Source organism: Magnetococcales bacterium (genome assembly GCA_015228815.1).
Lineage (GTDB): Bacteria > Pseudomonadota > Magnetococcia > Magnetococcales > UBA8363 > UBA8363.
Map to the genome: position 1 here is coordinate 18,494 of JADGCV010000018.1, position 22,409 is coordinate 40,902.

Annotated in this window: 20 protein-coding genes; 9 read left to right on the top strand and 11 right to left on the bottom strand. The window is 58.0% G+C overall.

Features of this window, described 5'->3' with window-relative positions; genetic code table 11:
- The first annotated feature begins 3 nt into the window (after positions 1-3).
- Together HQL76_09180 and HQL76_09185 are read left to right on the top strand one after the other, a co-directional pair.
- Positions 4-300 (top strand): acetyl-CoA carboxylase biotin carboxyl carrier protein subunit, encoded by a 297-nt coding sequence (locus HQL76_09180; protein ID MBF0109336.1) that lies wholly within the window; start codon positions 4-6, stop codon positions 298-300.
- A 252-nt stretch (positions 301-552) separates the two neighbouring features.
- Complete coding sequence (locus tag HQL76_09185) at positions 553-1,794, top strand: sodium ion-translocating decarboxylase subunit beta (protein ID MBF0109337.1); 1,242 nt, start codon at positions 553-555, stop codon at positions 1,792-1,794.
- Positions 1,795-2,487: 693 nt separating this feature from the next.
- Here the strand turns inward: HQL76_09185 and HQL76_09190 are convergent.
- From HQL76_09190 to HQL76_09230, 9 genes are all read right to left on the bottom strand, one after another.
- Positions 2,488-3,810, bottom strand: coding sequence for an adenosylhomocysteinase (locus HQL76_09190; protein MBF0109338.1), 1,323 nt, complete (start codon positions 3,808-3,810; stop codon positions 2,488-2,490).
- Positions 3,811-4,020: 210 nt separating this feature from the next.
- Complete coding sequence (locus HQL76_09195) at positions 4,021-5,190, bottom strand: methionine adenosyltransferase (protein ID MBF0109339.1); 1,170 nt, start codon at positions 5,188-5,190, stop codon at positions 4,021-4,023.
- A gap of 184 nt (positions 5,191-5,374) precedes the next feature.
- Entirely contained in the window at positions 5,375-6,247 is an 873-nt protein-coding gene (gene rapZ / locus HQL76_09200) for an RNase adapter RapZ (GenBank protein ID MBF0109340.1), read from the bottom strand.
- A 27-nt stretch (positions 6,248-6,274) separates the two neighbouring features.
- A complete protein-coding gene (locus tag HQL76_09205) occupies positions 6,275-7,801 on the bottom strand; it encodes an RNA polymerase factor sigma-54 (protein ID MBF0109341.1) in 1,527 nt (508 codons plus the stop codon).
- A 15-nt stretch (positions 7,802-7,816) separates the two neighbouring features.
- Positions 7,817-8,572 (bottom strand): LPS export ABC transporter ATP-binding protein, encoded by a 756-nt coding sequence (gene lptB, locus HQL76_09210; GenBank protein ID MBF0109342.1) that lies wholly within the window; start codon positions 8,570-8,572, stop codon positions 7,817-7,819.
- A gap of 1 nt (position 8,573) precedes the next feature.
- Positions 8,574-9,338, bottom strand: a complete 765-nt coding sequence (locus HQL76_09215) for a hypothetical protein (protein MBF0109343.1) — start codon at positions 9,336-9,338, stop codon at positions 8,574-8,576.
- On the bottom strand, positions 9,326-9,919 hold the full coding sequence (lptC, locus tag HQL76_09220) for an LPS export ABC transporter periplasmic protein LptC (GenBank protein ID MBF0109344.1): 594 nt from the start codon (positions 9,917-9,919) through the stop codon (positions 9,326-9,328). The genes HQL76_09215 and lptC overlap by 13 nt, the downstream gene beginning before the upstream one ends.
- A gap of 31 nt (positions 9,920-9,950) precedes the next feature.
- A complete protein-coding gene (locus tag HQL76_09225) occupies positions 9,951-10,487 on the bottom strand; it encodes a phenylphosphate carboxylase subunit delta (protein MBF0109345.1) in 537 nt (178 codons plus the stop codon).
- A complete protein-coding gene (locus tag HQL76_09230; GenBank protein ID MBF0109346.1) occupies positions 10,484-11,494 on the bottom strand; it encodes a KpsF/GutQ family sugar-phosphate isomerase in 1,011 nt (336 codons plus the stop codon). The genes HQL76_09225 and HQL76_09230 overlap by 4 nt, the downstream gene beginning before the upstream one ends.
- A gap of 197 nt (positions 11,495-11,691) precedes the next feature.
- On the opposite strand from HQL76_09230, the gene HQL76_09235 reads away from it, so the two are divergent.
- The 3 genes from HQL76_09235 to larB are packed head-to-tail and all read left to right on the top strand — an operon-like array spanning position 11,692 to position 14,226.
- The gene (locus tag HQL76_09235; GenBank protein ID MBF0109347.1) at positions 11,692-12,153 is read left to right on the top strand and encodes a CoA-binding protein; all 462 of its coding nucleotides are present in this window, start codon (positions 11,692-11,694) and stop codon (positions 12,151-12,153) included.
- Between the two features lie 49 nt (positions 12,154-12,202).
- Positions 12,203-13,438 carry a nickel pincer cofactor biosynthesis protein LarC gene (gene larC, locus HQL76_09240; protein ID MBF0109348.1) on the top strand — a complete coding sequence of 412 codons (1,236 nt, stop codon included), beginning with the start codon at positions 12,203-12,205 and terminating at the stop codon, positions 13,436-13,438.
- Positions 13,435-14,226, top strand: a complete 792-nt coding sequence (gene larB / locus HQL76_09245) for a nickel pincer cofactor biosynthesis protein LarB (protein ID MBF0109349.1) — start codon at positions 13,435-13,437, stop codon at positions 14,224-14,226. The genes larC and larB overlap by 4 nt, the downstream gene beginning before the upstream one ends.
- Before the next feature lie 311 nt (positions 14,227-14,537).
- Here the strand turns inward: larB and HQL76_09250 are convergent, their stop codons facing one another.
- Entirely contained in the window at positions 14,538-15,812 is a 1,275-nt protein-coding gene (locus HQL76_09250; GenBank protein MBF0109350.1) for a hypothetical protein, read from the bottom strand.
- Positions 15,813-16,002: 190 nt separating this feature from the next.
- Positions 16,003-16,821, bottom strand: a complete 819-nt coding sequence (gene larE, locus HQL76_09255) for an ATP-dependent sacrificial sulfur transferase LarE (protein MBF0109351.1) — start codon at positions 16,819-16,821, stop codon at positions 16,003-16,005.
- Between the two features lie 87 nt (positions 16,822-16,908).
- On the opposite strand from larE, the gene gatC reads away from it, so the two are divergent.
- The 4 genes from gatC to HQL76_09275 all read left to right on the top strand — a co-directional run bounded on the left by gatC (position 16,909) and on the right by HQL76_09275 (position 22,373).
- Complete coding sequence (gatC, locus tag HQL76_09260; protein MBF0109352.1) at positions 16,909-17,196, top strand: Asp-tRNA(Asn)/Glu-tRNA(Gln) amidotransferase subunit GatC; 288 nt, start codon at positions 16,909-16,911, stop codon at positions 17,194-17,196.
- Positions 17,197-17,259: 63 nt separating this feature from the next.
- Positions 17,260-18,678 (top strand): Asp-tRNA(Asn)/Glu-tRNA(Gln) amidotransferase subunit GatA, encoded by a 1,419-nt coding sequence (gatA, locus tag HQL76_09265; protein MBF0109353.1) that lies wholly within the window; start codon positions 17,260-17,262, stop codon positions 18,676-18,678.
- Between the two features lie 6 nt (positions 18,679-18,684).
- Positions 18,685-20,130 carry an Asp-tRNA(Asn)/Glu-tRNA(Gln) amidotransferase subunit GatB gene (gene gatB, locus HQL76_09270; GenBank protein MBF0109354.1) on the top strand — a complete coding sequence of 482 codons (1,446 nt, stop codon included), beginning with the start codon at positions 18,685-18,687 and terminating at the stop codon, positions 20,128-20,130.
- On the top strand, positions 20,127-22,373 hold the full coding sequence (locus HQL76_09275; GenBank protein MBF0109355.1) for a hypothetical protein: 2,247 nt from the start codon (positions 20,127-20,129) through the stop codon (positions 22,371-22,373). Before gatB ends, HQL76_09275 begins: the two co-directional genes overlap by 4 nt.
- The last annotated feature ends 36 nt before the right edge of the window (positions 22,374-22,409 follow it).

Consider the following 22,409-nt stretch of genomic DNA (forward strand, 5'->3'; position numbering starts at 1 on the left):
AGAATGGTTTCCAGGGAAGCGCCGGCTGCTGCTCCGGTCGCAGCCCCTCCGCCGCCGAAGGCCGCCGCTCCGGCTGCCGCCGGTGGTCAGGAAGCCCGGATCGCCCCCCTCGCCGGGATCGTGACTGCCGTGTTCGTCAAGGATGGCGATGTCGTCAAGGCTGGAGACCGGGTCGTCGAAATCGAAGCCATGAAACAGAAAAACGAGGTGGTCGCCCATCGCGCCGGGACCGTGAAAGACTTGGCGGTCAAGGTGGGTGACGCGGTGGAGTCCGCTCAACTGTTGATGAACATCGCCTGACCGAAGAGTTTTTTCTCTCCGCGGCGCGGGTGTGCTTTTTCCGGATCGCCGATCGTCTGTTTGCCGATGATTCAGGCGATCCGGGGAATGTTTTGGAGGGAGTTTTTTTTCCGTCCGTTTTGCCGTGGTGTTTCTGGCAGGGGCGTGCGGGAATCTTTGTCGTGGCGGGTCGGTATTGTGCCACCGGCTTTTCTGGTGGATCAGGTCGGATAACGGTTGATCGGGCATTATGGTATCAGGAGGAGCACCGGCGTGGATATTAACCCATTGGATATTTTTCAGGGCATCAGTACATTGGTGTCCTCTTTCGAAAGCCAACCTTCAATCGCTTTCGCCAGACTGTTTCTCATCGCTCTTGGCTGCGTTCTGATTTATCTTGGGCACAAGGGGGTGCTCGAACCTCTGCTGATGGTTCCCATGGGGTTGGGCATGGCGGCGGTCAACGCGGGCGTCATGTTTGTTCCACCTTCCATGAATCTTCCGGAGCAGGGAGACAAGGGAACATTGTTTCTCAACCCGATGATTTCCGAAGGGGAAAAACTGACCTACATACTCCAGGTCGATTTTCTTCAGCCGATTTACATCTATACCTTCTCCAACGGTTTGATCGCCTGTCTGGTGTTCATGGGGATCGGATCGCTCCTGGATGTCGGGTACATCATGGCCCGGCCCTTTCAGAGCATGTTCATTGCGGTGTGCGCCGAACTGGGGACCATCGTGACCTATCCTCTGGGGGTGGCCATCGGTTTGCCCGAGGGGGCGGCCGCCGCCACCTCGACGATCGGCGGGGCGGATGGCCCGATGGTGCTGTTCGCATCCTTGATGCTGGCCCCGGACATCTTTGTCCCGATCACTGTGGTCGCCTATCTTTATCTGGGGCTGACTTATGGCGGGTATCCCTATCTGATCAAGGCGATGATCCCGGAGCATATCCTGGCCATTCCAATGCCGATCGAAAAACCGGTACGGATCACCGCCGGACAGAAGATGGTTTTTGCCATCATCACCTGCATCCTTCTCTGTCTGCTGTTTCCGGTCGCCGCTCCTCTGTTTCTCTCCGTGTTTCTTGGGGTGACCATTCGTGAAGCGGGCCTCAAGGATTTTCATACCCTTTTCTCCAATACCGTGCTTTATGGAGCGACCTTCTTCCTTGGTCTGGTTCTCGGCATTCTTTGCGAAGCTGCGACCATCATGAACCCGGTGGTGCTGCGTCTGCTCGTCCTTGGCATCTTTGCCCTGACCGTGGCAGCCATTGGCGGAATCCTCGGGGGGTATGCGCTTTATTTCTGGTCGGGGAAAAAATACAACCCGGTGATTGGCATTGCGGGAGTCAGTTGCGTTCCGACATGTGCCAAGGTGGCGCAAAAGAGTGTTACCAAAGTAAACCGTGAATGCATCATCCTGCCGCAGGCCATGGGTGCCAATATCAGCGGTGTCATCACCTCGGCCATCCTGGCGGCGGTATTGATCGCCCTTGTGGGGCCGCTCAAATAGAATAAAACGATTTTCGGGAAGTGTACTTCCTGGATGGGTTCAATCTGAAGACTGCCGTTAGCGGCAGTCTTTTTTTTTATTGGTAAAACGTGGATTGGAACCAGAGGATATGAAAAAAAAATGATGGACCTGAGAGGGGGGAACAAGGAAAATATCGCAAACAACAGGATTGGGCGGATGGAAAAAAAATGCCAGGGGCCGGTAAGAGGGGGGGAGAGGGGAACCGGCCCCTGGCCATAGGCGTGTGTAACCACAACCTATGTCAAATGCTCACCTATGAGCCTTCAGGGGCAGATGAAGGGGGGTACGCCTGCCCCTGGCAAGGACAGGAAATGAATTCCCGTCCTTCCGTGAACCGGTGGCGTCCAAGCACCGGCTGAATCGTCTCAAGAATTTCTCTTCAACAAGAGTCTATCAAGACTTGTGCCACATTGAAAAGAATAATGAAAACAACGCTCTGTTGAATAATTTAATTGACGGAAAAAGAAAGTGGAAAATTCTTTTCCGCTGGTCTCGGGGGACAAGGGGATTTCTGAACGGAGGACCATTCCAAGTTGTTGAAAGATTGGATAGTTTTCTGGAGTGGAAAGATTTTTTCCATGAATGTCAAAAAGTGCAAATTTCGACAGGTTGTGTCTCTGGGGTGCATTGGACGGTAGACCGGGGGGATGAATCCCCCCGGGTGGGTGCAGGTCAATAGCGGTAGTGTTCCGGTTTGAAGGGACCGTGGACGGGAACACCGATGTAGGCGGCCTGTTTTTCGGTGAGACGGGTCAGTTTGGCGCCCAGTTTGCCGAGGTGCAAACGAGCGACCTTTTCGTCGAGTGCCTTGGGGAGGATGTAGACGCCGACGGGATATTTGCCGGGGTTGTTCCACAATTCCAATTGGGCCATGACCTGATTGGTGAACGAATTGGACATCACGAAGCTGGGATGACCGGTGGCGCACCCCAGGTTGACCAGACGCCCCTCGGCCAGGACGATGAGCCGTTTGCCATCGGGAAAGATGACATGATCGACCTGGGGCTTGATGTTTTCCCAGGTAAGATTGCGGATGCCGGCGATGTCGATTTCCGAGTCGAAATGGCCAATGTTGCAGACGATGGATTGATCCTTCATGGCATCCATATGCCCGCGGGTGATGACGTTGACGTTGCCGGTGGCGGTGACGAAGATGTTGGCCAGGGGGGCGGCATCCTCCATGGTGACCACGCGGTAGCCTTCCATGGCCGCCTGCAAGGCACAGATCGGATCGATTTCGGTGATCCATACGGTGGCGCCCAGGCCACGAAAGGCCTGGGCGCATCCCTTGCCGACATCGCCGTAGCCGCACACCACCGCGATCTTGCCGGCGATCATGACATCGGTCGCCCGTTTGATACCATCGACCAGCGATTCGCGGCAGCCGTACAGGTTGTCGAATTTGGACTTGGTCACCGAATCATTGACATTGAAGGCGGGAACTTTCAGCACCCCCTGGGCGGCCATTTCATTGAGGCGGTGGACTCCGGTGGTTGTTTCCTCGGAGATGCCGCGCACCTGGGCCATCAGATCGGCGTATTCGGGGCGATGCATGACGATGGTCAGGTCGCCGCCGTCATCGAGGATCATGTTGGGGGTCCATCCGTTGGGACCGCGGATCGTTTGTTCGATGCACCACCAGAATTCCTCTTCGGTTTCCCCCTTCCAGGCGAACACCGGGATTCCGGCCTGGGCGATGGCGGCGGCGGCCTGGTCCTGGGTGGAAAAAATGTTGCAGGAGGACCAGCGTATTTCGGCGCCCAGGGCGACCAGGGTTTCGATCAGGACGGCGGTCTGGATGGTCATGTGCAGGCAGCCGGCGATCCGCGCCCCCGCCAGGGGTTTTTTGCCGGCATACTCTTCGCGCAGGGCCATGAGACCGGGCATTTCGGTTTCGGCAATGGCGATTTCCTTGCGTCCCCAGTCTGCCAGGGAAAGATTGGCAACTTTGTAATCGTTTTGCGGCGTGGTTTTCACTCGGGGTTGTGTACTCATGGTTGTTTTTATCCTCGGAACGATAATGAACGATGATGGGGTGGGTGGCGACGGTCCCCAAGGAAAAAAGCGTGGAAGTCTGGATACAAAGGGCTGTACGGTGGCTACGGAAGGTGTTCGAGTCGTGGAGGAAGCGCCCTCCGACCACCTTTCCGGGGTGGGATATGTTCCACTCCCGGGAAAGTGGCGGGGCGATCGGTCTTTGGGACTCTAAAGACCCGATGATTGGCGGATGGCTGCGGCCTTGTCGGTCCTTTCCCAATAAAATTCTGGCAACTCGCGGCCAAAATGGCCGTAGGCGGCGGTTTTGCGGTAGATGGGGCGCAAAAGGTTCAAGGTTTGAATGATGGCTTTCGGGCGCAGGTCGAAATGTTCGCGGATCAATGCCTCGATGTTTTCATCGGCGATTTTGCCGGTGCCGAAGGTGTTGACCATCATCGAGACCGGTTTGGCGACGCCGATGGCATAGGCAACCTGGACCTCGCAACGGTCCGCCACGCCCGAGGCGACAATGTTTTTGGCGATGTAACGTCCCATGTAGGCGGAGGAGCGATCGACCTTGGATGGATCCTTGCCGGAAAAGGCGCCGCCGCCATGGTAGCCGGCTCCGCCATAGGTATCGACGATAATCTTGCGTCCGGTCAGGCCGCAGTCGCCCACGGGACCGCCGATGACGAACCGTCCGGTTGGATTGACATGGTAGGTGACCGATCCCTTGAGGAGGTGGGGTGGAAGTTCCGGTTTGATGATCTCCTCGATGACCGCTTCCTTCAGGCGTTCATGGGCAATATCGGGATCGTGCTGCGTCGAGACGACGACGGTATCGATGGCTACCGGTTTGCCTTCTTCATAGCGGATGGTGACCTGGGATTTGGCATCGGGCCTGAGCCAGGAAAGTTTTCCCTCCTTGCGGACCCGCGCCTGGCGTTCCATGATCCGGTGGGCGTAGTGGATCGGGGCGGGCATGAGTTGCGGGGTTTCGTTGCAGGCAAAACCGAACATCAATCCCTGATCCCCGGCCCCCTGGTCCAGATCCAGCCCCTGGCCCTCGTTGACGCCCTGGGCAATGTCGGGTGATTGTTTGTCCAGACTGACCAGCACGGCGCACGAGGCGTAATCGAACCCCATCTTTTCGGTCGAGTTGTAACCGATCTCCTTGATGGCCTCCCGCACCGTCGCCGGGTAGTCGATGACCGCCCGGGTGGTGATTTCACCGGCGATGATGGCCATGCCGGTGGTGATCATGGTTTCGCAGGCAACCCTGCTTTTGGGATCCTGTTCCAGGAGGGCATCGAGAATGCCGTCGGAAATTCTGTCGGCCATTTTGTCGGGATGCCCTTCCGAAACCGATTCGGAGGTAAAAAGATAGTTCCTGCTCATTCCATGAGTCTCCATTGCAAGATGAACCCCAGTGGGACCCCGATGTATACCCCGGGGCGGCCTACTGCCAGGAGTGGATATTAATTGCGTCTACTTTAAACAAATGAATTCAATTTGTCATGGGCAATGTCCTTGTATTGGGCATTTCCGGGTCCAGAATCAAGGACAAAAGGATGCGTTTCCGTTACCGTTCCAGTTCCCGGTGGCGCACCAATACCTGATACCCCATGGAATCAAGTCGTTGTGACAATTGCCGCACCAGGAATACCGATCGATGGTGGCCGCCGGTGCATCCGATATCGATGGTAAAATAGTGTTTTTTCTCCATTTCGTAGCGTGGCAGGAGGTAGGCGAACAATTCCACGAGACGATCGAGGAAGGATTGGACGTCGCCATCCTGGGCGAGGAACGCCTGGACGGGGGCCTCCAGTCCGGTCAGGTCTCTGAGTTCGGGGAGGTAGTAGGGATTGGGAAGAAAACGCGCATCCAGGACCATATCGGCGTCGGTATTGATGCCGTACTTGAAGCCGAAGGAGCGCAGGACGATGATTAGATTCGCGGAGGTTTTTGTCTCGAAAAGACGTTGCAGCCGTTCCTTGTGTTCGGGCAGAGTGGTTTTGGAAGTATCCAGGATTGTGTTCGCCATCGCCCGAAGTGGTTGCAAACCATTTATTTCTTTCAGGACTGCCTCGCTTACGGTACGATTTTCGGCCATGGGATGCCTGCGGCGTGTTTCGCGATAGCGCGAAACCAACACTTCGGGTTTGGCTTCGAGAAAGACCAGTTCCATTCGCCGTGTTTTGTGGGAAAGGGTTTCGAGGATCGATTTCAATGATGCGATGTCGTATCCTTCATGCCAATGCAACCCGATGGCCCATCGTTTTGCAGTGTCCGGCGCGGCGCGGCTGTGTTCGATCAGGGAGAGGATGCCTTCGGGCGGAGGATTGTCCATCCACGAAAAACCCATATCCTGAAGATGTTTCAGGGAACTGGAGATTCCCGCCCCGGAACAACCGGTCAGGATCACCAGATGGCTGATTTGTTTCTCCGGATTCATTCCATCCACTCCAGGTGTTTCTCCCGATCATTCGCTATCGCCTTTCGGGGCCAATTGCTTGCGGCGCGAGGAAGAAGGGATGTTCAGGGCGTCGCGATATTTGGCCACGGTCCGCCGGGCGACGTCGATTCCCTGTTCCCGAAGCAGTTTGGCCAGTTTTTCATCCGAGAATGGCCGATTGGGTGGTTCACTGTCCACAAGTTTGCGAATCTTGTATTTGACGGCCTCGGACGAATGATTTTCTCCCCCGGTTTGCGAACCCAGCGAGGAGGAAAAGAAAAACTTGAGTTCGAAAATTCCCCGCGGGGTGTGCATGTATTTATTGCTGGTGACGCGCGATGTGGTCGATTCATGGACGCCGATGTCATCGGCGACATCCTTGAGGATCAGGGGTTTGAGGTATTCCTGCCCATGATCGAGAAAATCCTTCTGGAAGCGGACGATGCTTTCGGCGACCCGGAAGATGGTGCTCGAACGTTGTTCAAGGCTTTTGATCAACCATTGGGCCGAACGGGCGTTGTCGGCCAGGAATCGTTTGTCCTGCGAGGATATGTTGCTGCCAAGGGCCGCTTCATAGGCACGATTGATGCGGAGGCGGGGTTGGGTTTCGGGATTGATCTCGACGACCCATTCGCCATCGATCTTCCGGACGAACACGTCGGGGACGATATAGTTGGCCTGATCGCTGCCGTAGGCCAGTCCCGGTTTTGGGTTGAGCGATTGGATGACCGCGACGGCATCGCTCAGTTCCTCTTCGTCAAGTTTGAGCAGGCGTTTGAGTTTGCGAAAATCCCTGCGCGCAAGATCTTCAAGGTTTTCCAGAAGCTGGGTGTAGGGGGGATGAGCCATCCCTTCGTTTTTCAATTGAAGATAAAGGCATTCCGCCAGATTGCGGGCGCCGATGCCGGCGGGGTCGAAGGATTGGATCAGGATCAGGGCGTCCTCCAGGTCCTCCTCGGAGGCGCCGGTCATCTCGGCGATGGCATGCAGGCTGGTGGTGAGATAACCGTTTTCATCGATGGCATCGATCAGGGTCAGTCCCAGGGACCGTTCCCGTTCGTTCAAGGCGGAAACCCCCAGTTGCCAGACCAGGTGGTCTTGAAGGGTCTGGCTTCCGGTGAGGGTGTTTTCCAGGGGTGGCGCTTCGGTACTGGTGGAATTCTCGAAGGGCAGGGCCGAATAGCTGTCGCCGTAGACATCATCCCAGGAGGCATCGACCTGAAGTTCTTCACCCAGGCTCGATTCGCTCCCTTCACGATCCAGTTTGTCCCGTTCCTTGACGATATCGACGCCATCGGGCCGGATGGGAAAGGACTCTTCCCCCTCGGAACCATAATGTTCCCCGGAATCGTCCTGTTTTTCCGCGCCGGAGGCATCGGCCCCCTCGTCCGGACCATCTTCCCGTTCGAGAAGTGGATTTTTTTCGAGTTCCTCCTGCAGATAGTCCGCCAGATCCAGGCTGGACATCTGTAACAGTTTGATGGCCATTTGCAGTTGGGGCGTCATCACCAACTGCATGCCCATCCGGAGTTTGAGTTCCAAACCTAAGGCCATGAACTTCCCTTGCGTCTAATCGAGCCTGAATGTTTCTCCAAGATACATTTGCCGGACCTGTTCATCGCGGACCACCGTGTCGGGAAGACCTCGTGCCAGGACCCGACCTTGGGAAAGGATATAGGCTCTGTCGCAAATTCCCAAGGTCTCACGAACATTGTGGTCGGTGATCAGGATACCGATTCCTCTTTGTTTCAGGTGGAGGATGATGGAACGGATGTCTTCGATGGCCAGTGGATCGACTCCGGCGAAGGGTTCGTCCAGAAGGATGAACCGGGGTTCGATGGCCAGGGCCCGGGCGACCTCGACCCGGCGGCGTTCACCACCTGAAAGGGTATAGCCCATGGACCGGGCCAGGTGCGAGACACCCAGTTCGACAAGGAGTTCCTCCAGTTTTTCCAGTCTTTGCTCCCGTGTCAACGGCAATGTTTCAAGAATGGCCAGAATATTGTCCCGGACCGATAGTTTACGAAATACCGAGGGTTCCTGGGGCAGGTAGGAGATGCCGCGGCGGGCCCGAAGATACATGGCATCGTTGGTGATGTCACGACCGTCGAGCCAGATGGACCCTTTGTCGGGGGCGACGAGGCCGACGATCATGTAGAATGTGGTGGTCTTGCCGGCGCCATTGGGGCCCAGAAGACCGACGACCTCGCCAGCGACAAGTTTAAGGCCGACATCATCGACGACCTGACGGCCACGATAGCTTTTCCCCAGGCCGAGGGCCATTACGGAGCCCCGTTCCAGGATGGACTCGTGTTCCCTGGCCATGTCAATCGCCCGGCTCCTGGCCGGGGCGTTGTGTGGGGCGGGCTTCGGGGAGGGGGTATCGTTGGCGCGGGGTGGCCGTGATGGCGTTTGATTCCACGGCAGCGGATGGTTTGGCGGGATCGACCTTTCTGGGGGTAGCCCCCTTGGGACCCGGAGTTTTTTCGACGCCGATCAGTTCCGGAAGGGTGCCGGGTGGACCATCCTTTTCGACTTTTCCCGACGGGGTGATGCGGGCGGAGACCCGGTTGTTGCCACCGCCGCTCTGGACCGAAACCTTGTCGATGCGAAGATCGGTTCCCAGGGTCAGGAGGATTCGTTTTCCTTCAAGATGATCCTGTCCTCGTTGGATGGAGGCGTTGTTCTGACCGCCGACGAGTTCCAGGGTGCGTTGGCCGACGCTGTAGACCGCCGAGGTTGCCACCCCGTGATTTTCCCCTTGATCGATGGCGACATGACCATCCGCCTTGACCTCGCGCACACTGCCGCGCCCACGGCCCGATTGCGGCTTCATGATGTAGTGGACCGTCATGCGGTCCGAGGTGATGCGCATGTGACCGTCTTCCGCCACGACATTGCCGGAGAATGTCGCGGTCTGGAGTTTTTGATCCATTTCCAGGGCATCGGCGGTCACGACCAGGCTGTTGCCGTTTGCCGCGCCGCCACTGGAGACGCCAAGAAGGCCCAGGGCCACGAAGTGTCGGACGAGCGATCGCAAGGGCCCCTTTCGTGGCACGCCACCGGTCCATGACTGGTTCAGGAACCCCACGCTCCATTCTCCTTGACGCGATCCTTGTTGAACATCACCTTCACCTTGTCGTGTACCCGAAGGATTTGCGTTTCCTGATCAAGCGTGAATCCGACCCCTTCCAGTTGATGGTTTTCCCCCTCCAGACGGAACGCCTGATCGGTATACAGTATTTGCCTGTTGGGATCAAACCGCAACCAGTTGGTTGTCAGCACGTTGAAGGGACCGTTCGTTGCCGTGACCTCGCCGTGAAAAATGACGGCGTGTGTTTCGTTGTTGACCGCTCCCTGTCTGGAGGTCACCATCATTTTTCCCCCATCCTTGAAATACACTTCCAAATGAGGTTGTTCGATGACGATGTTGTCGTCTCTGGCGCGGACGGCACTTTTGGCGTTCAGGGTCCAGCGCGTTTCCCGTCCTTCGAACTGCACCATGCTCGGATCGGTGACCATGGCGCCTTCGGGTCCGGTCTTGAGCATCAATAACGGTCCGCCTCCCGATTGTTGCAACAAATACCATGCCAATCCCGCCAGGATCAGCAGGGCAAGGGCGAGAAACAGGTATTTAAGATGACCCGTCACTCGGGCCGACAAGGATTTCATGGGCGATCCGTGTCATGATTCATCGGAGGGTTCAATCCTTGACGGGAATGAAGCCTGTGACGATGTGTTCCCATCGTCCCTGTGCCAAAAGAATTTTTTCCGCCAGTTCCCGAACCGCTCCCCGTCCTCCGGCGGCCTGGGCTACCCAATGGACTCGTTGTCGGACCTCGGGTCGGGCATCCTGGGGTGCCGTTGCCAGGCCGACCCGGCACAGGACCGGAAGATCGATCAGGTCGTCTCCCATGAAACCGCATTGGGCCGGTTCGCATCCCGACCGTTGTATTTCTTCCCGGAGGCAGTTCCACTTGTCGCCGTGGATTCCCTGATGCGCGAAGGAGAGTCCCAGTTCCTGGGCCCGCCGGGTGACGGCGGGCGAATTCCGGGCGGAAATCAACCCGACCTTCAAACCTGCATCGAGGAGCAGACGTATTCCCATGCCATCGCCGACATGAAAGCGTTTGTGTTCCGTGCCGGCGCCATCGATGTGAATGATGCCGTCGGTCAGGACCCCATCCACGTCCAGGGCAAGCAGGCGCAGGGGGCGCCCCAGCGAATCGGGAAAGATCATATCAGCCCTGCTTGCAGAAGGTCATGGAGATGGATGACCCCGATCACTTCGGTCGGTGATCTGTCCGGGGCCTTTGTCCGGGATTCGGCGTCGCGGCCTTTGGATGCGGGTTCGGGGAGGACGAACAGACTGGTGATTTTTTTTTCCTCCATGAGGCGCAGGGCTTCGACGGCCAGGGCGTCGGAGGTGATGGTTTTGGGATGACGGGTCATCAGTGTACCCGCCGTCTGGGTCAGAAGGGCGGAGCCACGTTCCAGATGCCGCCGCAGATCGCCATCGGTGATGATGCCCAGCAGTTGACCCGAGGCATCGACCACTCCGGTCATGCCGAAGCGTTTCGCGGTCATTTCCAGGATCGTTTCCCGGCCATTTTCGTGTTCCGGAACCAGAGGGATGCGGGAACCGGTGTGCATGAGGTCCTGGACTTTCAGGAGCAATCGTTTGCCCAGGTTGCCTCCGGGATGGAACAGGGCGAATTGTTCTTCGTCGAAGCCCCGTTGTTCCAACAATGAAACCGCCAGGGCGTCGCCCATGGCCAGGGCCGCGGTCGTGGAACTGGTGGGGGCCAGTCCCAGGGGGCAGGCTTCGCGTTCGACCGACACATCGAGCGCCACGTCGCACAATCGTCCAAGGGTGGAATCGATGCGTCCCAAAAGACCGATCAGGGGGACTCCGAGGCGTTTGACGACCGGCATGATGGCGATGAGTTCCCCTGTTTCGCCACTGTTGGAGAGGGCGATCAGACAATCCTGCCGGGTCATCATGCCAAGGTCGCCATGGCTGCCTTCGGCGGGATGAAGAAAAAACGCGGGCGTTCCGGTGCTTGACAGGGTTGCGGCAATTTTTTGTCCGATGAGTCCCGATTTGCCCATTCCCGAGACCACCACCCGACCGCGACAGTCGTGGAGGCGGTTGACCGCCAGGATGAACCGTTCGTCCAGTCGGGAGGCCATGGCATCGATGGCCCGGGCTTCGAGTGCAAGGGTGCGACGTGCCGCGTCCAGCATTAAAGTGATCCTTGTCGATGGAAATTCCAGGACATGCCATCCTGTTTGCCCCATAATAACCTTTTCGCCGGCAGAAACCACCGGTACTTGGTGTTCGTGTCGCGGAAAAAATTATTGAAAGAAAAAAAAGGGGGCCCGCCGTGGCAGGGAATGACGGGGGATTGTCCCCAGGGTTTTGGTTTTGACTTTATTGCCCGATGCACAGCCACCTCATTTCGGATCCATCCATGACCAATATCGATCACGACATCATCCTGCCGATCTTGAAAAATTTCAAGACCATTGCCGTCATTGGCCTGTCGCCGAAACCCGACCGGGCATCCCATCGGGTTGCCGCCTACATGCAGCGGGCGGGATATCGGATCATACCCATCCGCCCGGGAGGGGGTGAGATTCTTGGAGAACCCTGTTTTTCTTCGCTGAAGCAGCTTCCACCGGGGGTGTCCGTCGATCTGGTCGATGTGTTTCGCCGTTCCGACGAGGTGCTCCCCATTGCCGAAGAGGCGGTGGCGGCCCGGGGGTTCTGGTTGCAAAGTGGGATCATCAACGACGAGGCACTGGCGATCACCCGACGGGCGGGATTGCTTTCGGTTCAGGATCGGTGCCTCATGGTGGAACATCGAAGGCTGTCCCATCTTTTGGGGTCGGGTGGATTTTAACCCACGGCGTCCCTTTCCCGGCAAGAATCGACAGCGAGGACCACGGTTCATGCGCATTCATCTGGATCCCGTTTCCGGAATCGCCGGTGACATGTTCATCGCCGGTTGTCTTGATCTTGGCCTTGATCGGGAGGCGCTGGTCGAGGCCCTCGGTACACTGGACCTCGCTCCCTGGCGGCTGGATGTGACGCGGTTGCGTCGTGGCGGCATGTCCGGGCTTCATGTCGCATTTCTTCTTTCCGGGGAAGAGGGCCATTCCCATCCGGCTGCCGCTCATGACCACCATCATCACCGTCATCTGGCGGACATCCTTGCCTTGATTTCCCGTTCCGGACTGCCCGAACGGGTCAAGGAGGATGCGGCGGCGATGTTTTCGTTGTTGGCCGAGGTGGAGGGGAAGGTGCATGGCATCGATCCCGAGGAGGTCCATTTTCATGAAGTCGGGGCGGAAGATGCCATTCTCGATGTGTGCGGCGCCGCTTTTGCCGTCTGGCGGCTTGGGGTGACGGAGGTGACTGCGTCTCCCGTTGCGGTCGGGTCGGGGATGGTACGTTGCGCCCATGGTTCGATGCCGGTTCCGGTCCCGGCGGTCGCGGAACTCTTTCGTCGCTTTCGTGTGCCTCTTCAGGTGGAAATGGAGGGGGCGGTTGGTGAATTGACGACGCCCACGGGGGCGGTCATTCTGGTTCACTTCGCCAGGCGTTTCGGACCTTCCATGTTGACCACGATCGATCGTTGCGGTTTGGGTTTGGGGACGAGGGAACTTCCCGGACGCACCAACGGTCTGCGAATGCTGGCCCAGGAGTCTTCTCCCGCCATTGGCGGGGGCCTGGATCGGGACCGGGTGACTCTGATCACCGCCAACATCGACGACATGAATCCGGAATGGTTTGGTCCGTTATGGGACCGGTTGTTCGAGGCGGGGGCGTTGGATGTGTCCTTGTCGGGAGTGACGATGAAGAAGGGACGTCCGGGGGTACGATTGGAATGCATGGTGGCCATGGATCGGGCTGCGGAACTGGCCCGGGTCATTCTGGAACATTCCACCACTCTGGGGGTGCGGATGCAACCGTGTGACCGGTTTCTTTGGCCGCGAACGGAAAAGAACGTGGCGACGCCCTGGGGGGAGATCGGGGTCAAGGTGGCGGCGGGGCGCTGCAAGGCGGAACACGACGACCTGCTGCGACTTGCCCGGAAGATGGGGTGGTCCCTGCCTGAAACCGCGCTTCGGATCGCTCCGTTTCTGATCGAGGCCCAACCTTCGCGGGAGGGCATCGCTTCATGACGCCCCATCGCCTGCGCACCATTATCGAAGAGGTCCATCGCGGGCGGATGGATGTGGCGTCGGCGATGCGACATCTGGCCCGTTTCCCGATCGAGGAGGTTCGCGATCATGATCGGGTGGTGGCGCGACTCGATACCCATCGCCATGTGCGCCACGGTTTTCCCGAGGTGATCCTCGCTCAGGGAAAGCGCTGGCGTCATTTGCGGGAGGTGGTCGCCCATGCCCTGGGTCGTCCTGGAGCGGTCCTGATCACCCGACTGGCGAAAAAACAGCAAAAACGTCTGATGGAACGGTTTCCCGACCTGAAAAACGAGGAACATACCCGGTGTCTGTACCGCGAGGGCGATCCAGTGGGAGATGAAACGGGACTGGTCGCCGTGTTTTCCGCCGGAACCGCCGACATCGAGGTTGCCATGGAAGCGGTCCTGACCGCCCGCATCATGGGAGCGCGGGTCGTCACCCATTTCGACAGCGGTGTCGCCGGACTCCATCGGCTGTTGGCGGCGGGAGATCTTCTGGCCCGGGCCCGGGTGTTCGTCGTCGTCGCCGGAATGGAAGGGGCGCTTCCTTCGGTGATCGGTGGACTGGTCGATAAACCGGTCATCGCCGTACCCACCTCGCAAGGTTACGGTGCTTCGTTTGGCGGGCTTTCCGCCTTGTTGGGGATGCTTAACAGTTGCGCCGCCAACGTCACTACCGTCAACATCGACAATGGATTTGGCGCGGGATATGTCGCGGGCCTGATCAACCGTCTGGGGACGAGTGACGGTGGCTCGGAGTCTGATTGATTCTATTTTGTCACATTCATTAATTGGAGGAAACCGTTGACAGTGTACTGATATATATAAAAAAAGTATTAAAAATATTGAAAAGAAAAAAGGTAACTCCCCAGGTGCCCCCTCCGGTTCGAGATTATTGAAAGAAAAAAGGGGGCAGGGGATTGCCTCCAGGGGGTTGGTTTCGACTTTGCTTCTCCACGCGCCAGTTTACCCGAAGCAGGATTCCCTCGTGGTTTTTTCGGGAATCCTGCGCAGGCATTGCTGGAATCTTTAGGCCGTTGTCCTGAATTCTTGCGAATTTTGCGTCCTTGCGCCAAAGGTCAAAACGTCGATTTCATCAGGATCTTGGTATATCCGGCGCTGAAGGAGGCATCGAAGCCCGCTCCGCTGGCAGTACTCAAGGCGAACCCAGGAATGGCATTGGATGCCCCGGACATTCCCTTCGATACATCCCATGACAACCCCATATCCGCTCCCGTTCCCAACGCGGCGCCCACTCCAAACCCTACGGACCAGCCATTGTTTTCATCGATGGTGCCCGGACTCCAGGAGATACCCAAGCCTCCTCCGTCAATCTCTGCTTTCATCGTGGCGCCCAATGTGCCGCCAACATAAGAAACGATTCCATAGGTATATTTCCCGCTGCTGTCAGGCATTAGATTCATAACGAAAGATATGTTCGTCGAAACGCCGCCAATCATCCCCGCATCGACGCCCATCAGGGGAATGCCGACCGAGGAGTTGATGACCTTGCCGGGAATGGCGGCCCCCGCTTGGTTGGGCATCATCTTCAGTGCGGTCACCACGGCTCTCATATCCTGGGCCATCTGGGAGGTGATTTGCCCGTCGGAAAGGGAACGTTGGATCCGGGTATAGGCGACCTTGGTATCTGTATCAAGGTTTTTCAGTGAGTTGCGTATTTGTGTGAGGACGGTTTTGTTGTCGCTGATGAACTTTCCGCCAATCTGTCTGAACAAGGCTTCCAGGGCGGCGGTCCAGGCCGATTTCAGCGCGGCGACGGATTCGTTGTAACCCGCCTGGACTGCGTTGGCGGCACTGGAGTAGACCGACTTGGCCGTCGCGGCCAGGGAGTTCAATTCGGACTTGGCGATGCTGGTGCTTGCCGAAACCAGGCCGTCCAGCGAGGAAACTTTATCTTTCTTGAAATAGGTTGTTGTTCCGTTGTTTTTCACGACGATATAAATGTAATAACCTTCCATGTTGTCGCACATGTCGGAGCTGGTATATTTGCTGTCCGTGAACATTTTTCCGACATTTTCGCAAGCTGTCGAACTCTGGTGAACCCAGGTCAACCCGTTCACGTCTACCTGCAATGCCTTCATGGTGGCATCCATCGATTGCATCCACTGAATGTATCCGACCTGATCGATCTTGCGGACCTTGTCGCAGACGGTACTGGCCAGAGGGTCTTTGTTTTGCACGTCGATCAGCAAACCGACGTATCCCCCCGCCGTTTGCGCCCAGCGTCCACAAATTCGTTTTCCGGGTTGGGCCTGGGCATTTTCCGGCAGGAGCAGAGCCAGTGCGGCAAAGACGATCATCCCTGTGATCGCTCTTCTACAGAAGTCGTTCATGATCCTCTCCTCGATTGTTGACAAGCAAATGGTTCAAGGCCCGCAACCCGGATGCAAACGACTTGTCCGCATCGCCAATGGTCAGGTGAACGGTCTATCCGGCAAACCGGTTCGTTCCGTGGGTGGCACGATGCAACGGAAAGTTCTCGGATGAACGGACAGCCCTGGCGGTTTCGTCCGCGAAAAGCGCTCATTTCAACACCATCCGGTTGAGCTTGCCACTGGCAAACCCTTCCAGATCCAGGGAAATGAATTGAAATCCCAGATTGCGAAAAAAAAGGTTCGTTTCATGGCGAAACCCGGGATCCAGGAACCGGGCCATTTGTTCTTCGGGAATTTCGATTCGGGCGGTGTGGTGTTGTTTGCGGACGCGAACAATGTCGAAGCCGTGGTCTTTAAGCCACGTTTCTCCCGATTCGATCATGCGCAGGGCTTCGGATTCGATCGGTTCGCCGTAGCTGATCCGGGAGGAAAGACAGGGAGAGGCGGGGCGGTTCCAGGTGGGAAGTCCCAGGGTTCGCGAATGGAGGCGCAGTTCCTCCTTGGTCAGGCCAGCGTCGAGCAGCGGGCTTTCTACTCCGTGGGCCATTTTTGCCCGCATTCCCGGACGGTGGTCGTACAGGTCGTCCGCGGTGCTGCCATCGACGACGTGGTCGAATCCTTCCTCCCGTGCCATGGTGACCAGGCGGGAAAAAAGATCGTCCTTGCAATGAAAACATCGGTCAAAATCGTTTTTGACAAACCGGGGATTGTCCATTTCACCACTGGCGATGATCCTGTGCCCGACATCGAGGGCGCGGGCAAGCGATACGGACTGTTCGCGGTCATGGGCGGGCATCGTGGGGGAAACCGCGGTGACGGCAAGAAAGTTGGTTCCCGCTTCCTTCAGCATCGCCATGAGAAACGTGCTGTCCACCCCACCCGAAAAGGCAAGGATCGTCCGTCTCTTTCGGGACAGGTCCTGTCGCAGACGCAGCAATTTTTGTCGCAGGGGTTCATCGAGCGTCATGATTGGTTTTTCTTGCAATTATTCATCCCTGTTGTTAAACATTTAAAATCAAGGTCAACCCCTTCTCCCGATCACCCATGTCTCATCATGTCCATCCCACCCGAAACTGTCAAGCAGGTAGCCCTTCTGGCCCGGCTGCAACTCGATGATGCGGCGGTCGGGTCCCTGGCCGGACAACTGGGCGCCATCCTTGATCTGGCCGGCCAACTCGACGAGCTGGACACCCGGGAGGTGGTTCCCATGTCCCACCCCCTGGACATGCCCATTCCGGAACGCGCCGATGTCGTGGTCAACGGCAACCGCAGGGAAGCCCTGCTCGCCAACGCCCCGGATCATGTCCAGGGGTATTTCCAGGTTCCCAGGATCATCGAATAACCATTGCCAACGCGGAGCATTCCCGTGGATCCAACCCAGCTTACCCTTGTCTCGGCCACCGCGATGCTCCGCGCACGCAAGCTCAGTGCCCGTGACCTGACCGCAGCCTTTCTCGAACGCATCGACCGGCTCAATCCGATCCTCAACGCCTTCATCACCATCGATCACGAGGGGGCCATGGCCGCAGCCCGCCAGGCGGACGAACGGCTGGACCGGGGACAGTCGACGGGGTTGACAGGCATTCCCGTGGCGGTCAAGGATCTTTTCTGCACCGAAAACCTGACCACCACCTGCGGTTCGCGGATGCTTGCCGGATTTCGCCCCCCCTACGAATCGACCGTGACCCGGAAACTCAAGGAAGCCGGGGCGATCATTCTCGGCAAGACCAACATGGACGAATTCGCCATGGGTTCTTCCAACGAAACCTCCTGGTTCGGCCCGGTGAAGAATCCCTGGGATACTCGCCTGATTCCCGGCGGTTCCTCCGGTGGTTCCGCCGCCGCCCTTGCCGCCCGGCTCGCCCTGGCGACCATCGGCAGCGATACCGGCGGTTCCATCCGGCAACCTGCCGCCCTGACCGGCATCACCGGTCTCAAGCCGACCTATGGCCGGATTTCCCGTTATGGCATGATCGCCTTCGCCTCATCGCTCGATCAGGCCGGACCCATGACTCTGTCCGCCGCCGACGCGGCGCTTGTCCTTCAGGTCCTGTCGGGGCACGATCCGAGCGATTCGACAAGCATTCAGGCCGATGTCCCCGATTATTCCGCCGCCCTGAACACATCCATGGAAGGGGTCCGCATCGGCATTCCCGTCGAATACCGCCCCGATACCCTCGATCCCGAAATCGCCCGGGCGCTCGATGCCGCCCAGGAGGTGTTCGTCCAACAGGGCGCCACCCTGGTTCCCCTGTCCCTGCCCCATACCCGTCATGCCATTCCCACCTATTATATCATCGCCCCCGCCGAGGCCTCTTCCAATCTTGCCCGCTACGACGGGATTCGCTTCGGCTATCGTTGCCAGGATCCGCGGGACCTTGGCGACCTGTATACTCGCAGTCGTTCCGAAGGATTTGGCGCCGAGGTCCGGCGGCGGATCATGCTGGGGACCTATGTCCTCTCCTCGGGATACTATGATGCCTATTACCGCAAGGCGCAAAAGGTCCGCCGTCTGATCGCCGACGATTTTCAGCGCGCTTTTGCCCAGGTGGATCTGCTGTTGACACCGACCACTCCGGGAACCGCCTTTCCCCTGGGCGAAAAAGTCGATGATCCGGTCGCTATGTATCTTTCCGACATCTTTACCATCAACGTCAATCTGGCGGGTCTTCCCGCCCTGTCGCTTCCCTGTGGCGCCGATACCCGGGGATTGCCCATCGGCATGCAGCTCATCGCCCCCATCCTCAAGGAAGATCGGCTGCTCGCGGTGGCGCATGCCTTTCAATCCGCCACATCCTGGCATCAACGCAAACCGGAACTCTAGAATCCCATGGCGAACGATCCCTACTACGAGACCATCATCGGGCTCGAAGTTCATGCCCAGATGCGGACCCGCTCCAAAATATTCTGCGGTTGCGCCACAACCTTCGGGGCCGAACCCAATACCCAGATCTGTCCTGTTTGCGCCGCCTTTCCCGGGGTCCTGCCGGTCCTCAACGGGGAACTGGTTCAGATGGCCATCAGGACCGGATTGGCCATCGACGGTACCATCCGCCATCGTTCCGAGTTCGCCCGGAAAAATTATTTCTACCCCGACCTTCCCGCCGGTTATCAGATTTCCCAGTTCGAACTTCCGATCATCGAACACGGAGGGCTGACGATCTTTCCGGAAGGCGGAGAAAAAAAACGGATCGGCATCACCCGCATCCACATGGAGGTCGATGCGGGAAAAAGTCTGCATGAAGGGATTCCGGGGGCATCGTGGATCGATCTCAACCGTACCGGGACACCGCTTCTGGAAATCGTTTCGGAACCCGATCTTCGTTCTTCCCGCGAGGCGGGAGACTATCTGAAAAAACTGCGATCCATTCTGCGCTATCTTCAGGTGTGCGACGGCAACATGGAAGAGGGATCGTTTCGTTGCGACGCCAACGTGTCGGTGCGACGCCGGGGAGAAACGCGGCTTGGAACGCGGACCGAACTTAAAAATCTTAATTCCATCCGCAATGTCATGCGTGCCATCGACTATGAGGCGGATCGGCAGATTGACCTGATCGAATCGGGGGGACGCATCGTTCAGGAAACCCGTCTCTGGGATGCCGGCCTCAATGCGTCGCGCCCCATGCGTGGCAAGGAGGAGGCGCACGATTACCGTTATTTCCCAGAGCCTGATCTGCCGCCTCTGTCGATCACCCGGGAGCGGATCGAGGCAATTGCCCGGCGGATGCCGGAACTGCCCGATGCCAAGGGGACCCGTTTCATCGCCGATTTCGGGCTGTCGGAGTACGATGCCGGGGTGTTGACCTCAAGCCGCGAAATGGCGATGTTCTTCGAGGAGACGGTTGCCCAGGGCGCGGCGCCGAAAACCGCCGCCAACTGGATTACGGTCGAACTCCTGGGCCGGCTCAACCGCGACGGTACGGAAATCGAGCAGTCACCCGTTTCGCCCGGGCGTCTGGGACGTTTGTTGCGCCTGATTCAAAACGGCGCCATTTCGGGAAAAATCGCCAAACAGGTGTTCGATCTCATGTTCGAAACCGATGCCGATCCCGAACGGATCGTGGCGGAACGGGGGCTGGAACAGGTCCGTGATTCGGGGGCGATCGAGGCAGCGGTCGTGAAGGTGCTGGCCGACAATCCGCTTCAGGTGCAACAGTACCGCGACGGAAAGACCAAGGTCGTGGGTTTCCTTGTCGGTCAGGTCATGAAGGCAACTCAGGGAAAGGCCAATCCTGCCGCGGTCAATGCCATTCTCAAGGCCAAACTCGAAGGATGATCCGTTTTTTCTCCCTTATTCTTCTCCTTCTGATCCTTTTTCTGGCATTCATGCCGTGGGACACCACGACATGGTTTGGTGCCGAACGGCGGCGCGAACAGATTCGTCATACGATGGAACGGATTTCAGGGCACAAGGTTCGGATCGAGCGATTGGATTACAATCCCTTCAACGGTCTGTTCACCCTGGAACTGCACAATCTGGAGATCGAAGCCTCCGATCCCGACAATCCTCCCGTGCTCCTGGCGCCCAAGGTCCTTCTGGGAATTCGCGCCTTGTCCCTGGTTTTCGATCGACCGGAGGTGGTCAGTGTCACCCTGGTCAACCCCCAGTTCAATATCGTTCTGCCTGGAGGCGGGAAATTGTTGGACCGCGCCCAGGACAAGGCCCGGTCCAGCAACCGCAAGATGACCCAGGAACTGGGATGGGGGCTGACCGGATTGACCCTGGGAAAGGTGGCGATTCAGAATGGCATGATCACGGTGCTTGACCATGGCCGGTTCGGGGATGGTACCCTGATTCTCGATCACATCCACTTGAATCTGCATGCCCTTTCCGCCAGTCGGGCCTCGCCGCTGACCGCCGCTGCCCGGATGTACAACATTCCGTTCACTGTCAACGGCCAGATCGGACCGCTTCCTTCATCCCTGGATCCCATGGAAATGCCCGTGCTTTTGAGCCTGGACGCCAAATCGACGGGGCTTGCGGATTTGAACGATCTTTTTCCCGGCAAGGAGGTCCAGGCCCGCCTTTCCCGGGGATTCGTGACCACCCTGCTGCATGGTGTGCCACGAACGGGGTTGCAAACGAGCAGTTGGATCGAATTGAATGGTTTCGATCTGGCCTATGCCGATCCGATGAATCCCAGGGAAAAAAATCCCTTGTGGAACATCGGCGTCGGGCGGACAAAAAAGGATGGGCCTCGGGCCATGGACATCGCCCTGCGCCAGAAATCGTCGATTCGCGTCACGGCTGATGGGGGAACGACGTTGTCTTTCGAGGAGTTTTTCATCTACCTCGATGGCGAGCCCATGATTGAAATCAGGGGAGGAATTCCCAACCATGGCGATGGGATCTGGGATCTGGAGCTGACCTTTCGCAACAGCGTCGAAATGAGCCGGCTTCCCCTGCCGCCAGGTTTTTTTCCGGGCGGGACCACTCCGGTGGGGAAACTCTTTCTGAAAGGCTCCTGGTCCATGGCGGGGGAATTTCGCTGTGAACTCGACTGGACGCCGACGATCGAACTTCCACCGCCGTTTCTCACGCAGGAAAGTCAGCCACTGCGCCTGACGGCCAGGGGGCGGTTTTCGGAGCGCAGTGTTTTTTTGGAAGCGGGCGAACTGGCGCTGGCGGATGATCCTGAATCCCGGATTGGCGTTTCGGGGCGCATTTACCCATCACGGGCGTTGCGGGTCCAGGCGCGATGGCCGTTGTCCCGGTTGGCCCGACATCTTCCGCCGTGGCCGGTCGCAACTGGGAAGTCCGCCGTCCGAAAACCCACCGGGAATCTTGATGTGACGTTGACCATGGTCCAGGGGGGGACGCCCGAGGATCGGATCGAGGGGATGGCGCAACTGGGACCGGGGACGATCGATTCCTTTTCCTTCACCCGTTTCGCGGCCCCTTTTCGGTGGAAGGAAAAAATGTTCAATGTCCCTCGTTTTGTGATCGAAGCCGAAGGAGGGCGGATCGTGGGGCATCTTGCGGTGATGGCACGGGACGAACGTCCCCTGGTCTACCATGCCACCCTGCATCCGACTGGAATTTTCCTCGAAAACCTTCCTTTCGGGAACACTGCGGGGGAGGCCCGTCTCGAAGGGGTGTTGTTCGGGTCCTTGAGTGTCCAGGGGATGATCCCTTCCGTGTCCACCTGGGAGGAGGCGACGATGACGGGAGTGGGCGATCTTCATCTTCTGTCGGGGCGGATCGTGGGCATCGACCCGGTCCCGTTTCTCAAATCGCCCACCGAGGAGATGACCATCTCCGACGCGGAAAAATCGTTGTCCTGGGACCATGCCCAGGCCCGTCTGCGCTGGGACCTTGGAGGAATCCGCATCCAACACATGAAGATCGCCGCGGAGGATTATGTCATGAACGGTCGCGGTCGCTGGGACTTCAAGGACCGGTATGGGTTTGACCTTGTGGTGCAAAATCTGCTGCCACCGTGGGGCAGGGGTGCGGTCTTTTCGGCCCGGGTCGAGGGGGACGACATCACCCAGGGGGTGCGGCTCATTCCCCGTTAGATTGGATTGCCTTCAATGCGGACGGTACGGGATCTC

Coding starts and splice junctions, on each gene's coding strand:
- HQL76_09180 (MBF0109336.1), top strand. CDS start 4: ATGGTTTCCAGGGAAGCGCCGGCTGCTGCTCCGGTCGCAGCCCCTCCG.
- HQL76_09190 (MBF0109338.1), bottom strand. CDS start 3,810: ATGAGTACACAACCCCGAGTGAAAACCACGCCGCAAAACGATTACAAA.
- HQL76_09195 (MBF0109339.1), bottom strand. CDS start 5,190: ATGAGCAGGAACTATCTTTTTACCTCCGAATCGGTTTCGGAAGGGCAT.
- rapZ (MBF0109340.1), bottom strand. CDS start 6,247: ATGAATCCGGAGAAACAAATCAGCCATCTGGTGATCCTGACCGGTTGT.
- HQL76_09205 (MBF0109341.1), bottom strand. CDS start 7,801: ATGGCCTTAGGTTTGGAACTCAAACTCCGGATGGGCATGCAGTTGGTG.
- lptB (MBF0109342.1), bottom strand. CDS start 8,572: ATGGCCAGGGAACACGAGTCCATCCTGGAACGGGGCTCCGTAATGGCC.
- lptC (MBF0109344.1), bottom strand. CDS start 9,919: ATGAAATCCTTGTCGGCCCGAGTGACGGGTCATCTTAAATACCTGTTT.
- HQL76_09225 (MBF0109345.1), bottom strand. CDS start 10,487: ATGATCTTTCCCGATTCGCTGGGGCGCCCCCTGCGCCTGCTTGCCCTG.
- HQL76_09230 (MBF0109346.1), bottom strand. CDS start 11,494: ATGCTGGACGCGGCACGTCGCACCCTTGCACTCGAAGCCCGGGCCATC.
- HQL76_09235 (MBF0109347.1), top strand. CDS start 11,692: ATGCACAGCCACCTCATTTCGGATCCATCCATGACCAATATCGATCAC.
- larC (MBF0109348.1), top strand. CDS start 12,203: ATGCGCATTCATCTGGATCCCGTTTCCGGAATCGCCGGTGACATGTTC.
- larB (MBF0109349.1), top strand. CDS start 13,435: ATGACGCCCCATCGCCTGCGCACCATTATCGAAGAGGTCCATCGCGGG.
- HQL76_09250 (MBF0109350.1), bottom strand. CDS start 15,812: ATGAACGACTTCTGTAGAAGAGCGATCACAGGGATGATCGTCTTTGCC.
- larE (MBF0109351.1), bottom strand. CDS start 16,821: ATGACGCTCGATGAACCCCTGCGACAAAAATTGCTGCGTCTGCGACAG.
- gatC (MBF0109352.1), top strand. CDS start 16,909: ATGTCCATCCCACCCGAAACTGTCAAGCAGGTAGCCCTTCTGGCCCGG.
- gatA (MBF0109353.1), top strand. CDS start 17,260: ATGCTCCGCGCACGCAAGCTCAGTGCCCGTGACCTGACCGCAGCCTTT.
- gatB (MBF0109354.1), top strand. CDS start 18,685: ATGGCGAACGATCCCTACTACGAGACCATCATCGGGCTCGAAGTTCAT.
- HQL76_09275 (MBF0109355.1), top strand. CDS start 20,127: ATGATCCGTTTTTTCTCCCTTATTCTTCTCCTTCTGATCCTTTTTCTG.